This window comes from Paracoccus sp. 228 (genome assembly GCF_000967825.1).
Taxonomy (GTDB): Bacteria; Pseudomonadota; Alphaproteobacteria; order Rhodobacterales; family Rhodobacteraceae; genus Paracoccus; species Paracoccus marcusii.
Genome location: NZ_JYGY01000002.1, coordinates 190,257 through 202,822 on the forward strand (window position 1 = coordinate 190,257; position 12,566 = coordinate 202,822).

The following is a 12,566-nucleotide window of genomic DNA, read 5'->3' on the forward strand; positions in this document are numbered from 1 at the left end:
CATGTCCCGTCCCCTGATCGCCATCCTTCGCGGCCTGATGCCGCGGGACGCCCGCGCCGTCGGCCATGCCCTGATCCAGGCCGGCATCACCCGGCTGGAGGTGCCGCTGAACTCTCCGGACCCGCTGGACAGCATCCGCATCCTGTCGCGCGAGTTCGGCGACGCCGCACAGATCGGCGCGGGCACCGTGCTGACGCCCGACCAGGTGCAGGCGGTCCGCGATGCGGGCGGGCGGATGGTCCTGTCGCCCAATTGCGACACTGGCGTGATCCGCGCCACCGTGGAGGCGGGCATGGCCAGCTATCCCGGCGTCATGACCCCGACCGAGGCCTTTGCCGCGCTGGCGGCGGGCGCCACCGGGCTGAAGCTGTTTCCCGGAGAGCTGATCAGCCCCACGGGCCTGCGTGCCATGCGCGCGGTCCTGCCCGCGGGAACCGACTGCTGGGCCGTGGGCGGCGTGTCCGTGGACAACATGGCCGAATGGCGCCGTGCCGGGGCCGCGGGCTTCGGGATCGGATCCAGCCTGTACAAGCCCGGCGACAGTGCCGACACCGTGGCCGCCAAGGCCGCCGCCATCGTCGCCGCATGGGAGGCCAGCGCATGATCTTTGACGACACCCCCTGCACCTTGGGCGAAGGCGCCCTGTGGCATCCCGACCGCCAGTCGCTGATCTGGTTCGACATCATCGGTCGCCGCATGTTCGAAAAGCCGCTGGACGGCGCGCGGCGTCACTGGGACTTTGCCGACCCCGTTTCGGCCGCGGGGATCGTCGATGCGGACCGGATCATCGTGGCGTCCAGCCGGGCGCTGTCGCTGGTGGATCTGCGCGACGGTGCTGCCCAGATCCTGGTCCCGCTGGAGGCCGACAACGCCGTGACCCGCAGCAACGATGGCCGTGCCGACCCGCAGGGCGGGTTCTGGATCGGGACGATGGGGCTGAACGCGGAACCCGGTGCCGGATCGATCTGGCGGTTCCACCGCGGAGAGCTGCGCCGCCTGTTCCCCGACATCACCATCACCAACGCGATCTGCTTTTCGCCCGAAGGCGATCTGGCGCATTTCGCCGATACCGACCGCTCGACCATCTGGCAGGTCCGGCTGGACCGCGACGGCTGGCCCGCGGGCGATCCGCAGGTGTTCATCGACCTGAACGCCGAAGGGCTGAACCCCGACGGCGCGGTCATCGACGCCCAGGGCGGGCTGTGGTCGGCGCAATGGGGCGCGGGGCGCGTCGCGCGCTATGACCGGCAGGGCCGCTTTGACCGGGCGATCGATCTGCCCGCGCCGCACGTCTCCTGCCCGGCCTTCGGCGGCGCGGACATGACGACGCTGTTCGCGACGACCGCGCGGCAGGGGCTGGCCGATCCGCGTGACGCGGACGGGTGCACCTATGCGGTTCCCGCAGGCGTCACGGGCCAGCGGGAGCATCGGGTCATCCTGGGCTAGACCTCGACGGTGATCCGCCCCATCGGGTTCGAACAGCAGGCCAGGATCCAGCCCTCGGCGATGTCCTCATCGCTGATGCCTCCGTTATGGACCATGTGGACCTCTCCGGCGGTCTTGCGGATCTTGCAGGTGCCGCACAGGCCGAAGGTGCAGCCGGACGGAATGTTCAGCCCCGCCCGCTTGGCCACCGCCAGAACCGTGTCGGTTTCCGCGCAGGACGCCGTCACGCCGCTGGAGGCGAAGGTCACCTGGGCGCTGGCATCGTCGGCCGGGGTGACATCCTCGATGACCGGGGCCTCGGCCTCGGTGGCGACGGGGGCGCCGAAGCTTTCCTGGTGATATCGCTCCATGTCGTAGCCAAGCGAGATCAGCATCTCGCGCACGGCCTGCATGAACGGCTCGGGCCCGCAGCAGAACACCTCGCGGTCCAGATAGTCGGGGGCCATCAGGCCCAGCATCAGGCTGTTCAACCGCCCCTGATAGCCGTGCCAAACGCGGAACGGTTCGGGCTGTTCGACGGTCAGGCGCAGCTGCAGGCCGGGCACGCGGGCGACGTAATGTTCCAGCTGGTCGCGGAAGATGATGTCGGACGGGCGCTGCGCGGCATGGACGAAGACGATGTCGGTGTCCTGCGCCCGGTCCCAGGCCCAGGTGGTCATGGACATCATCGGCGTGATCCCCGACCCCGCCGAGATGAACAGGTATTTCGCCGCCGGATGGCGGTGAAAGCTGAAGATGCCGTTCGGGCCGAAGGCGCGGATCCGCATGCCGGGCTTGAGGTGGTCCAGCATCCAGCGCGTGCCGATCGAGGTCGACTGCGCCTTGACCGTGACCGAGATCGACAGCGGCCGCGACGGCGACGAGCTGATCGTGTAGGTCCGCTGGACGTTGCCGGCCGCCCCCTTGGCGGGATCGACGGGCAGGTCCAACGTCACGAACTGGCCAGGCTGATAGTCGAACCACGCGCCAGACGGCGCCCGGAAGATGAAGGTCGAGGTGTCGCGCGTCTCGGGCACGACCATGACGCATTCCAGCGGCTCGTCATCGGACCACGGCTCGGCGGCCCAGTTCACGCGGGGCTTGGCCATCTATTCTGCCGCCTGCCGCATCCCGAGGCGTGACGCCATCAACCCGCAATACCAGTCGATCAGGTGGATCACACCGGCCTCCTGCGTGGGGGAATAGGGGCCGGGCTCATAGGCGGGGGACAGGATGCCGGCCTGGTTTTCTTCGACCACCTGGCGGTCCTCGTCATTGGTATTCAGCCAGACGCGGGTCAGTGTCTCGATGTCGTAATCGACGCCTTCGACCGCGTCCTTGTGGACCAGCCAGTTGGTCGTGACCTCGGTCTCGGTCGGGCTGATCGGCAGGATGCGGAAGACGATGGCGTGATCGGGCAGGAAGTGGTTCCAGGACGAGGGGAAGTGATAGAACATCAGGCTGCCCGCGTCATTCCAGGGCATCGTGCCCATGCGCCGCGCGACGGCGGCCTTGCCCGACATGGTGAAGCTTTCCTGATGGTCCATCAGCGGCACCCGCGCCATGCGCCACTGCATGTCGGGCGCGTTCACGAAGCGGGCGGGCAGACCGGCGGCATCGCAGCGGTCCCAATGGGCCAGGATCTCGGGCGAGGCCGCGTTCGGCCCCTCCATCACCGTCATCAGCGGATCGTCGGAATAGGTCCGGCACAGCGACGGATGGCTGCCGCTGCAATGATAGCATTCGCGGTTGTTCTCCATCACCAGCTTCCAGTTGCCCTTCTCGACGATGGTCGAGCTGAAGGCGATCTTGGCATCCGCCAGCCCCGAGGGCGCGGCATAGCGGGTCAGGTTGGCGGCCAGTTCGTTGATGGCGGGGGGCACCTGGGCCAGGCAGATGAAGATCATGCCGTTCAGGTCCACGCAGTGGACCGGCTTGAGGCTGTATTTCGAAGGGTCGAAATCGGGGCCCATGTCGCGCGCGAACAGCAGCTTGCCGTTCAGGTCGTAGGTCCACTGGTGATAGGGGCAGACCAGCATGGGGTTGGTCCCGTTCGATTTGGCGCACAGGCGCTGGCCGCGGTGGCGGCAGACGTTGTGGAAGGCACGGATGCGGCCGTCTGCGCCGCGGGTGACGATGACCGGATACTGGCCGACCTGCATGGTGATGTAGCTGCCGGTCTTGGGCAGCTCACAGCTGGGTCCGGCGAACAGCCATTCCCGGTACCAGATCTGCTCCAGGTCGTCCTGGAAGGCCTGTTCGCCGCAATACAGGTCGCGGGGAAGCGCGTGGCCGGGAAGACGGGCGGCGATCAGCTGGGCTGTGGTCAAGTCGGAGGTCTGGGTCATGGCGCTGCTCGGGGGTCCGGGGTGGCTTTCGCCCCAAACTAGTCGCAGGCGGACGACGGCGCGGCAGAATTGCGACATTCTGCCAGCGGAAACGGACATCGTGATCATGTGGGTGCCTTTGAGGGAGGGAAGCCTTGCCACCCCCCATCGAGGGGGGCGGCAAGGCTGCGGGGCCCCCGGACCCCCGCGACACAAGGCCGCGACGCCCGGTTTGCCGACACAATGGAAAATCGTTCCAAAACCCTTGGCAAACTTGCCGGGGTGACGTATCCCACCGTTGGGGTATGGCCCGATGCCGAATCCCCGCCATCCGAGGAGAGCCCCATGACCCGTTCCGCCACCCCCCGCCACGGCCTTGAGGTCGATACCGACTTTGCGCAGTTCATCGAGGCGCAGGTGCTGCCGGGAACCGGCGTGACGGCGGATGCCTTCTGGCAGGGCTACGCCGGGCTGCTGGACGGATTCGCGGCCGAGAACGTCGCCCTGCTGGAACGCCGCGCCGAGCTGCAACGCCAGATCGACGCGTGGCACAAGGCTCGCGGAAACCAGCCCTGGGACGCCACCGCCTATCGCGCCTTCCTGACCGAGATCGGCTATCTGGTCGCCGAACCGGCCCCGTTTGCCGTCGAGAACGGCGACATCGACCCCGAGATCGCCACCTTGGCGGGGCCGCAGCTGGTCGTGCCGGTCAGCAATGCCCGCTTTGCCCTGAACGCGGCGAACGCGCGGTGGGGCTCGCTCTATGACGCGATGTACGGGTCGGACGTGATGGGTCCGGTTCCGTCGGGCGGGTTCGATCCGGCGCGCCGTGACGCGGTCGTGGCCAAGGCGGCCGCGTTCCTGGACCAGGCGCTGCCGCTGGACGAGGGCAGCCATGCCGACGTCACCGCCTATGACGCCGACGCGCAGGGTCTGGTCGCGACCGTTGGGGGCCAAGCCGTGCTGCTGGCCGATCCGGCAGCCTTTGTCGGCACCCACCGCGACGGCGCCGATACCGGATACGTCCTGCGCCACAACGGGCTGCATGTCGAGCTGGTGATCAACCGCGACCACCCGATCGGGGCGGCATCCGCCAGCGGGCTGCGCGACGTCGTGCTGGAGGCCGCGCTGTCTGCCATTCAGGATTGCGAGGACAGCGTCGCCGCGGTCGATGCCGAGGACAAGATCGGTGTCTATGGCAACTGGCTGGGCCTGATGAAGGGCGATCTGGCCGAGACCTTCGAGAAGGGCGGCACGTCGATGACCCGCCGCCTGGAGGGCGACCGGACCGTGACGCGGCCCGATGGCAGCACCGTGACGCTGCAGGGCCGCGCCCTGCTGCTGGTGCGCAACGTGGGCCATCTGATGACCACCGACGTGATCCGCAAGGACGGCCAGTCCACGCCCGAGGGGCTGATGGATGCGATGGTTACCGTCGCCTGCGCCATCCATGACCTGAAGAAGACCGAAGGACCGCGCAACAGCCGCGCCGGCGCCATCTATGTCGTCAAGCCCAAGATGCATGGCCCCGAAGAGGCGGCATTCGCGGACCGCGTCTTTGCCCATGTCGAGACCGCCTTGGGACTAACCCCCAACACCGTCAAGCTGGGCCTGATGGACGAAGAGCGCCGCACTAGTGCCAACCTAGCCGCCTGCATCCATGCGATCCGCAACCGGATCTTCTTCATCAACACCGGCTTCCTGGACCGCACCGGCGACGAGATCCACACCTCGATGCATGCGGGTGCCTTCGTGGGCCGCGACGGGATGAAGACCGCCACCTGGCTGAAGGCCTATGAGGATCGCAACGTGCTGATCGGCCTGGCGTCGGGCATGCGGGGCCGCGCGCAGATCGGCAAGGGGATGTGGGCCAAGCCCGACGCCCTGGCCGAGATGCTGGAGGTCAAGGTCGGCCATCCGAAATCGGGCGCCAGCACGGCCTGGGTTCCCTCGCCCACCGCGGCGACGCTGCACGCGCTGCACTATCACCAGATCGACGTGGCCGCCCGCCAGGACGAGCTGCAGGGTCAGCCGATCCCCGACCTGGACCTGCTGCTGACCCCGGCTTTGGCCGACGGCCCGATCCCGCAGGATCAGGTCCTGCGCGAGCTGGACAACAGCGCGCAGGGCATCCTGGGCTATGTCGTGCGGTGGGTCGATCAGGGCATCGGCTGTTCCAAGGTGCCCGACATCGATGACGTGCAGCTGATGGAGGACCGCGCCACCTGCCGCATCAGCGCGCAGTACCTGGCCAACTGGCTGGAGCACGGGCTGATCACCGAAGCCCAGGTCGAGGACGCACTGCGCCGTATGGCCGCCAAGGTCGACGGCCAGAACGCGGGCGATCCCGCCTATCGCCCGATGGCACCCGACTTTGACGGGCCGGCCTTCCTGGCCGCCCGTGACCTGGTGCTGACCGGAACGCAGCAGCCGTCCGGCTATACCGAACCGGCACTGCATGCCCGCCGGGCGGAAGCCAAGGCGATCTAGCACGCCACGCGGCGGCGGTTGCAACGCCGCCGCCGCGCGCTATTGTGCCGGCCACATCATCGGGAGGCCTGCCATGTCCGGGAAAACAATCGCCGTCGCGGGCATCGGCTATGTCGGCCTGTCCAATGCCGTCCTGCTGGCCGCGCGCAACACCGTTCGCGCGCTGGACGTGGACGCGGGGCGCGTGGCCATGCTGAACGACCGGCGCTGTCCGATCATCGACGAGGACATCGCCCATCACCTAGCCACGCAGAACCTAGACCTGACCGCGACGACCGATCCGGCGGCGGCCTATGCGGGGGTGGACTTCGTGATCGTGGCGACGCCCACCGATTATGATCCGGTGACCAACTACTTCAACACCTCCAGCGTCGAGGACGTGATCCGGGATGTCACACGGCTGGCGCCGCAGGCGGTGATCGTGGTCAAGTCGACGGTCCCGGTGGGCTTTACCCGCGACGTGCGCGCCCGGATTGGCACGGAGCAGGTGATCTTCAGTCCGGAATTCCTGCGCGAGGGGCGCGCGCTGCACGACAACCTGCACCCTTCCCGCATCGTGGTGGGCGAGGACAGCGCCCGCGGCCGGGCCTTTGCCGACCTGCTGGCCGAGGCGGCGCTGGACGACGACGTGCCGGTCCTGCTGACCGGCTCCACCGAGGCAGAGGCGATCAAGCTGTTCGCGAACACCTATCTTGCCCTGCGCGTGGCCTATTTCAACGAACTGGACAGCTATGCCCTGTCGCTTGGCCTGGACAGCCGCCAGATCATCCAAGGTGTCGGGCTGGATCCGCGCATCGGCGCCCATTACAACAACCCGTCCTTCGGCTATGGCGGCTACTGCCTGCCCAAGGACAGCAAGCAGCTGCTGGCGAACTACAACGACGTGCCCCAGAACCTGATCGCCGCGGTGGTCGAGGCGAACCGGACCCGCAAGGACGTGATCGCCGACGCCATCCTGGCGCGCAGGCCGCAGGTGGTGGGCATCCATCGCCTGGTGATGAAGGCCGGGTCCGACAATTTCCGCCAATCCGCCGTCCAAGGCATCATGAAGCGATTGAAGGCAAAGGGGCTTGAGGTCGTGGTGTTCGAACCCGCCCTTCCCGACGCGCGGTTCTTCGGGTCCGAGGTGATCCGCGACCTGGCCGCGTTCAAGGCGCGCGCCGACCTGATCGTGGCGAACCGCCTGACCCCGGACCTGCAGGACGTGGCCGACCGCGTGTTCACCCGCGATCTGTTCGGCGGGGACTGATCACAGACGCTCGCGCAGCTTGGCCTCGATCTGGCGGCGGCGCCAGCGCGACCGGATCTGGCGTGCATACAGGTTCTGCGGACACAGCGACATGTCGTCGCCCTCTCCCTTCATCGCGAAACGGCGGGCGGCGGCGGCGATGCGGCTGTCGGCGGCGGTGATGGCTGCCACCGTCACCTCGACCTCGCGGATGTCGCCGGGCTCCAGCGCGTCGAAGCTGCGGTGGCGGGCGCGGTCCAGCAGGTCCAGCACGCTGCCGATATCGACGTGATCCCCGCTTTTCAGCGGTCCCTGCAGCGTCGCCTCGCGCGGGGTGGCGTGCTGGCCCTGCGCGATCTCGGTCCGGTCGGCGACCGAGGACATGCGCTCTCCGCTGGCGGTCCAGACGGTCAGCATGATCTCCAGCACATAGATCGGCTCGAACCCAAGGTTGCTGACCAGGATGCGTGCGGACAGGTTCCGCGCACCGCCCAGCTGGATCAGGATCTCGGTCCGGCGCTGGCGGCGCAGGCCCGACACGATGATGTGCAGATACACCATCCAGACCAGCGCCGTGACCGCCGCCATTCCGGCCTGAACCAGCCCGCTGTTCTCAGATATCCAGTCCCACATGCCCCACCCGGCCTTTCCTCAAGGCCCCCCAACACGACCCGCGGGCCGGATGTTCCATGGCGGGATCAGTCAGACAGGGCGGCAGCCTCGGCCGCGGGGTCCAGCGCCGGCCCCGCCCCCAGATCGTCCAGCGCGGCGTCGATCAGGCCGGTTCCCAGGTCCGACGCGGGCAGATAGGCGTCCTGCCCCGCGCCCGGCACCGCCAGCGCCACCGACCAGTCGCCCTGGTCGCGACACATCAGCGCACGTTCCGCGCCCGCCTCGATCAGACGGCACAGACCCAGGTCGGTGTCATAGCTGGCCAGCGCCCGCGCCACCGCCCCGCCCGGCAGGGCAGCCTCGCCCCCCGTCGGCACCTGCGCCAGGGCGGCCGCCGCCTGCTGCAGGGTGGCGCCCGCAGGGGGCGTCGCCCGGCCGGCGAGGAACCCACCCAGGCCCACTGCCAGGACCAGCGACGCGGCCATTGCCCAGGCCGCCATCGGCCGCGCAGACAACCGGCGCCTGAACGGCACGACGACCGGATCGGAGGCAGGCGTGCCCGCCATGACGGTCGCGATCAGCCGGTCGGGCACGGGTTCCGGAGGATAGGCCGCCTGCAGGCCATGACGGGTATCGGCGAACAGCGCGAAGCGGTCAGCCAAGGCCGGGTCGGTCTCGATCCGCCGCCACAGGCGTTCGGCGGTGGCCTCGTCCAGTTCGCCATCCGCCAGGGCCATCAGCATCTCGTCGCTCTCGTTGTTGGGATCAATCGGGGGGTCGATACGGGTCATCGGATCATGCCTTTGCGGATTGCTTCAGCCCAGCCTGGCCGACAGCAGGGCGGGATCGTCCTGCAGCGCCTGCGCCAGGGCCGCGCGGGCGCGGCCGAGGCGGCTCATCACCGTGCCCAACGGCACGTCCAGCGCCAGCGCGGCCTCGCGATAGCGCATGCCCTCGACGCAGACCAGCATCAGCACGACGCGCTGATCCTCGGGCAGGCGGCTCATGGCGCGACGCACATCGGCCAGATGCAGGCGGATCTCGGTCACCTCGCGGCCGTCCTGGCCCACAAGAGGCATGGCGTCGTCATCGTCCAGGCTGTCGGTGTCCCGCCGGGCGCGTACATGGTCGATGAAGCTGTTGCGCAGGATGCGGAACAGCCAGCTGTCCATCCGCGTCCCCGGCACGAAGGCGTCCAGGTTTCGCAACGCCTTCTCGACGGTGATCTGCACCAGGTCGTCGGCCAGCGCGTGCTGGCCCGACAGGCCGCGGGCAAAGGACCGCAGGCGGGGCAGCAGCGCGATCATCTGGGCGCGCAGGTCATCGGTCACGGACAGGGTCCCCCCTTGCGGTCTTGGTTGACCTTGAAACGTGGCCCCTTCGCTTTTATTCCATCGCACGCGAAAGAAAAGTGCGCGCAGCGGGCCGATGGGAATAGACTAGCCCCGCCGACCGTTTCCATGACCCGACCCGATCGCATCAAGGACCCGCCAATGACCCAAGACGCCCCGACCACCCGCCGCGCGCTGCTGACCCGGATGGGACTGGCGGCCGGGTTGGCCTATGCGACGCCGACGCTGATCGGGACCGGCACGGCCCGCGCGTCCGATGCCAGCGCGCCGTCGGGGCGGGCATCGGTGTCGCGCCCGGCGCGCCAGCGACGGCGCCGCGCGCCTGCCCGTCCCGAGATGGTCGTGATCCTGGCGCCGGGACAAAGCCTGCAGCCGCTGCAGGCGGCAGGCTATGACGTGCTGTCGCAGCGCGACAACGCGACGCTGGCCCGCCGCGCCGCCCGGCTGCGCCTGCCGCCGGGCCGCAACCCGGCACAGGCCCGGGCAGAGATCGCCCGCCTGCTGCCCGGATCGACCGCGGCGCTGAATTCGCTCTATCGCCCCGACGACCTGACTTGCGACGGCGCGGACTGCGCGGCCCAGCAGATGATCGGCTGGCGCCCTGCCGATCTGCAGGCCCGGCCGCGGATCGGCATGATCGACACGGGCGTCAATCCCGACCATCCCGCGTTGCGCGGCCAGTCGCTGCGCGTGAACCAGGTCGACCTGGACGGGCGGAACGCGGCGGGGCGCCGGCATGGCACCGCCGTCGCGGCCCTTCTGATCGGCAACGCGCAGGGTCGCGCCCCCGGCCTGCTGCCGCGTGCCGACCTGATCGCGGTCGAGGCGTTCCACAGCCGCGCCGACGGGGCGGCGGCGGATGCGTTCTCGTTGCTGAACGCGCTGGACGTGCTGATCCAGGCGCGGGTGCAGGTCATCAACATGTCCTTTTCCGGCCCCGCGAACCCCGTGTTGCGCCAGGTCGTGGTCGAGGCGCGCGATGCGGGCATCGGCCTGGTCGCGGCCGCGGGGAACGGCGGGCCGGGCGCCGCCCCCGCCTTTCCCGCCGCCTGGCCCGAGGTGATCGCCGTCACCGCCGTCGATGCCGACCGTGCACCCTATCGCCAGGCGGCGCGGGGTCCGCATGTCGCGCTGGCCGCGCCGGGGGTGAACCTGTGGACCGCCGCCTCGATCGAGGGGGGGCGGCTGCGGTCGGGGACATCGTATGCCGCGCCCTTCGTGTCCGCGGCGCTGGCGCTTGGCATGGCGCGCGACGGGCTGAGCGCGACGGATGCGCGCGACCGGTTGTTCCGCTGCGCCGCCGATCTGGGCGCACCGGGCCGCGACCCGGTGTTCGGCCACGGCATGGTCGCGTCGCCGTCGGCCTGCCCCGAGGCAGGATCGCAGATTCTTTCCGTCAGCGGGGAATAAGCCGCCCCGCCCGCCCGTTGCATCCATGAACCGGACAGGACCGGTTCCGGCAACACAAAGGAAGAAGCCCATGTCCGATACGTCCGATATCCGCCTCTCGCGTCGCGGCCTTCTGGCCAAGCTGGGCCTGGCCGCAGGGGCCGCCGGCGCGATCTATGCCGCCCCCACCCTGGTCGGGTTCGGGGCGGCCCATGCCAGCGGCGCCAGCGGACGCGGCGGCGGCAGCGGCAGTGGCGGCCGTTCCGGCAGCGGCCGGGGTGGCAGCGGACGCGGCAACAGCGGCCGGGGTGGCAGTGGTCGGGGCGGCAGCGGTCGCGGGGGAAGCGGGCGGGGCAATGGCGGCCGCGGTCGCGCCAGCCGGGCCAGCCGCGCGTCGCGTCCCGACAACCGTGGCATTCGCGGCCAGCGCGGCAGCCGTCCCTCGCGGCCGGGCACGCGCCGCGACTGGTCCAAGCCGTCGCGCTGATCCACGATGGCGCCCCCGTCCCGAACCCGACCCGTCCGCGCCGCGCGCCAGTCGCCCGGCGCGGACAGCCATATGCATTTTCCCGGCACCGGCCTGTCACTGCGATTGCAGGGTGCGGGGCCGGTCCGCAGGGCGCTGATGGGCGCGATCCGCGGATGGCAGCCGCAGACCCTGTCCGCGCCACGACCGGGCCACCGCCAGACGCTGGTGACGCAAGGGCCGGGCGGGTTCGTGGCGCGTTCCCCGTTCTTTCAGGGCGATCTTGGGGGGCTGGATGCGGCCAGCGCCGCCTGCGCCCTGATCGCCGATCTGTCCGAGGGGTTTCTGGCAAACCGTCCAGGCTGCATGGCGCTGCATTGCGGGGCGTTCCGTTTCGCGGGCGACCTGATCCTGCTGACGGGTCCGATGCGGGCCGGAAAAAGCACGCTGATCGGGCGCCTGACGGCGGAACCGGACGTCACGGTGTTCTGCGACGACGTGCTGCCGCTGACCGCCGACCTGAAGGCCGTGGCCTTGGGCATCGCGCCCCGCCTGCGGCTGCCCCTGCCAAAGGGGACGACCGCCGCCTTTCGCCGGCATGTCGCCATGACGCCGGGGCCGCGCGACAGGCGCTATGCCTATCTGGCGGCGCCCAACGTCGCCCCACACGGCACCCAGGCCCGGCCCGGCACGCTGATCGTGCTGGATCGGCGCCAGATCGGCCCCGCTACGCTGCACCGCATGGATCCCGATCAGGCGATGCACCATCTGCTGGCGCAGAACATGGGCGATCTGGGCAGCGCCGACCAGGCCTTTGCCAAGACCCGCGACATGGCCGCCGCGATGACCTGCCTGAGATTGGTCTATGCCGATCTAGAGGACGCGGTCGCCCTGCTGCGCCGGGCCTTCGCCCCCGACGCGCCACCCCAGACCAACGTGCCGCTGGCCGGTCCGCTGCCCGATCCGCTGCATGCGCCGGACAGGCGGTCCGTTCCTGTGCATCCCGACCGGGTACTGCGGCAGGCGCCGGGGATCGTGCTGCGGCGCATGGGGTCGGGGGCATTCCTGTGGACGCCCGCCGACCCGGTCGTCTGGCACCTGAACTCGGTCGGCCACGCGGTCTGGGCGCTGCTGGAGATCCCCGGAAGCGCCGCCGATCTGGCCGACACCCTGGCCGAGGTCTTTGCCGACGTCCCCCGCGACCGCCTGACCCGCGACATCGCCGCCCTGATGGGCGATCTGCTGGAGGAGGGGTTCGTCACCGGATGAACCCCGCG

General features: G+C 69.7%; 12 protein-coding genes. 7 read left to right on the plus strand and 5 right to left on the minus strand.

The features are described from left to right. The first annotated feature begins 1 nt into the window (after nucleotide 1). Both SY26_RS06275 and SY26_RS06280 read left to right on the plus strand, forming a co-directional pair. Nucleotides 2-604 carry a 2-dehydro-3-deoxy-6-phosphogalactonate aldolase gene (locus tag SY26_RS06275; RefSeq protein WP_045999822.1) on the plus strand — a complete coding sequence of 201 codons (603 nt, stop codon included), beginning with the start codon at nucleotides 2-4 and terminating at the stop codon, nucleotides 602-604. Beyond that, nucleotides 601-1,446 (plus strand): SMP-30/gluconolactonase/LRE family protein, encoded by an 846-nt coding sequence (locus SY26_RS06280; RefSeq protein WP_046000283.1) that lies wholly within the window; start codon nucleotides 601-603, stop codon nucleotides 1,444-1,446. The genes SY26_RS06275 and SY26_RS06280 overlap by 4 nt, the downstream gene beginning before the upstream one ends. On the opposite strand, the gene SY26_RS06285 is transcribed toward SY26_RS06280, so the two are convergent. Together SY26_RS06285 and SY26_RS06290 are read right to left on the minus strand one after the other, a co-directional pair. Beyond that, nucleotides 1,443-2,534, minus strand: coding sequence for a hybrid-cluster NAD(P)-dependent oxidoreductase (locus SY26_RS06285; RefSeq protein ID WP_045999823.1), 1,092 nt, complete (start codon nucleotides 2,532-2,534; stop codon nucleotides 1,443-1,445). The genes SY26_RS06280 and SY26_RS06285 overlap by 4 nt on opposite strands. Then, nucleotides 2,535-3,773: an SRPBCC family protein gene (locus SY26_RS06290; RefSeq protein WP_045999824.1), complete on the minus strand. Its 1,239-nt coding sequence runs from the start codon at nucleotides 3,771-3,773 to the stop codon at nucleotides 2,535-2,537. A gap of 324 nt (nucleotides 3,774-4,097) precedes the next feature. Between SY26_RS06290 and SY26_RS06295 the strand changes: the two genes are divergently transcribed. Together SY26_RS06295 and SY26_RS06300 are read left to right on the plus strand one after the other, a co-directional pair. Then, nucleotides 4,098-6,242: a malate synthase G gene (locus SY26_RS06295; protein ID WP_045999825.1), complete on the plus strand. Its 2,145-nt coding sequence runs from the start codon at nucleotides 4,098-4,100 to the stop codon at nucleotides 6,240-6,242. Nucleotides 6,243-6,315: 73 nt separating this feature from the next. Next, entirely contained in the window at nucleotides 6,316-7,491 is a 1,176-nt protein-coding gene (locus SY26_RS06300) for a nucleotide sugar dehydrogenase (RefSeq protein ID WP_045999826.1), read from the plus strand. On the opposite strand, the gene SY26_RS06305 is transcribed toward SY26_RS06300, so the two are convergent. From SY26_RS06305 to SY26_RS06315, 3 genes are all read right to left on the minus strand, one after another. Beyond that, the gene (locus SY26_RS06305) at nucleotides 7,492-8,103 is read right to left on the minus strand and encodes a hypothetical protein (protein ID WP_045999827.1); all 612 of its coding nucleotides are present in this window, start codon (nucleotides 8,101-8,103) and stop codon (nucleotides 7,492-7,494) included. A 65-nt stretch (nucleotides 8,104-8,168) separates the two neighbouring features. Beyond that, on the minus strand, nucleotides 8,169-8,873 hold the full coding sequence (locus tag SY26_RS06310; RefSeq protein WP_045999828.1) for an anti-sigma factor: 705 nt from the start codon (nucleotides 8,871-8,873) through the stop codon (nucleotides 8,169-8,171). Between the two features lie 24 nt (nucleotides 8,874-8,897). Beyond that, on the minus strand, nucleotides 8,898-9,413 hold the full coding sequence (locus tag SY26_RS06315; RefSeq protein ID WP_198143101.1) for an RNA polymerase sigma factor: 516 nt from the start codon (nucleotides 9,411-9,413) through the stop codon (nucleotides 8,898-8,900). Between the two features lie 162 nt (nucleotides 9,414-9,575). On the opposite strand from SY26_RS06315, the gene SY26_RS06320 reads away from it, so the two are divergent. The 3 genes from SY26_RS06320 to SY26_RS06330 all read left to right on the plus strand — a co-directional run bounded on the left by SY26_RS06320 (nucleotide 9,576) and on the right by SY26_RS06330 (nucleotide 12,558). After that, nucleotides 9,576-10,844 (plus strand): S8 family serine peptidase, encoded by a 1,269-nt coding sequence (locus SY26_RS06320; RefSeq protein ID WP_084693721.1) that lies wholly within the window; start codon nucleotides 9,576-9,578, stop codon nucleotides 10,842-10,844. A 70-nt stretch (nucleotides 10,845-10,914) separates the two neighbouring features. Further along, nucleotides 10,915-11,310, plus strand: coding sequence for a hypothetical protein (locus SY26_RS20990; protein ID WP_045999829.1), 396 nt, complete (start codon nucleotides 10,915-10,917; stop codon nucleotides 11,308-11,310). 6 nt (nucleotides 11,311-11,316) lie between these two features. Continuing rightward, entirely contained in the window at nucleotides 11,317-12,558 is a 1,242-nt protein-coding gene (locus SY26_RS06330; protein WP_084693722.1) for a PqqD family protein, read from the plus strand. Nucleotides 12,559-12,566 lie beyond the last annotated feature (8 nt).

Excerpts from the sequence above, each read along its gene's own strand:
- SY26_RS06275 (WP_045999822.1), top strand. The coding sequence starts at position 2 with ATGTCCCGTCCCCTGATCGCCATCCTTCGCGGCCTGATGCCGCGGGAC.
- SY26_RS06280 (WP_046000283.1), top strand. The coding sequence starts at position 601 with ATGATCTTTGACGACACCCCCTGCACCTTGGGCGAAGGCGCCCTGTGG.
- SY26_RS06285 (WP_045999823.1), bottom strand. The coding sequence starts at position 2,534 with ATGGCCAAGCCCCGCGTGAACTGGGCCGCCGAGCCGTGGTCCGATGAC.
- SY26_RS06290 (WP_045999824.1), bottom strand. The coding sequence starts at position 3,773 with ATGACCCAGACCTCCGACTTGACCACAGCCCAGCTGATCGCCGCCCGT.
- SY26_RS06295 (WP_045999825.1), top strand. The coding sequence starts at position 4,098 with ATGACCCGTTCCGCCACCCCCCGCCACGGCCTTGAGGTCGATACCGAC.
- SY26_RS06300 (WP_045999826.1), top strand. The coding sequence starts at position 6,316 with ATGTCCGGGAAAACAATCGCCGTCGCGGGCATCGGCTATGTCGGCCTG.
- SY26_RS06305 (WP_045999827.1), bottom strand. The coding sequence starts at position 8,103 with ATGTGGGACTGGATATCTGAGAACAGCGGGCTGGTTCAGGCCGGAATG.
- SY26_RS06310 (WP_045999828.1), bottom strand. The coding sequence starts at position 8,873 with ATGACCCGTATCGACCCCCCGATTGATCCCAACAACGAGAGCGACGAG.
- SY26_RS06320 (WP_084693721.1), top strand. The coding sequence starts at position 9,576 with ATGACCCAAGACGCCCCGACCACCCGCCGCGCGCTGCTGACCCGGATG.
- SY26_RS20990 (WP_045999829.1), top strand. The coding sequence starts at position 10,915 with ATGTCCGATACGTCCGATATCCGCCTCTCGCGTCGCGGCCTTCTGGCC.
- SY26_RS06330 (WP_084693722.1), top strand. The coding sequence starts at position 11,317 with ATGGCGCCCCCGTCCCGAACCCGACCCGTCCGCGCCGCGCGCCAGTCG.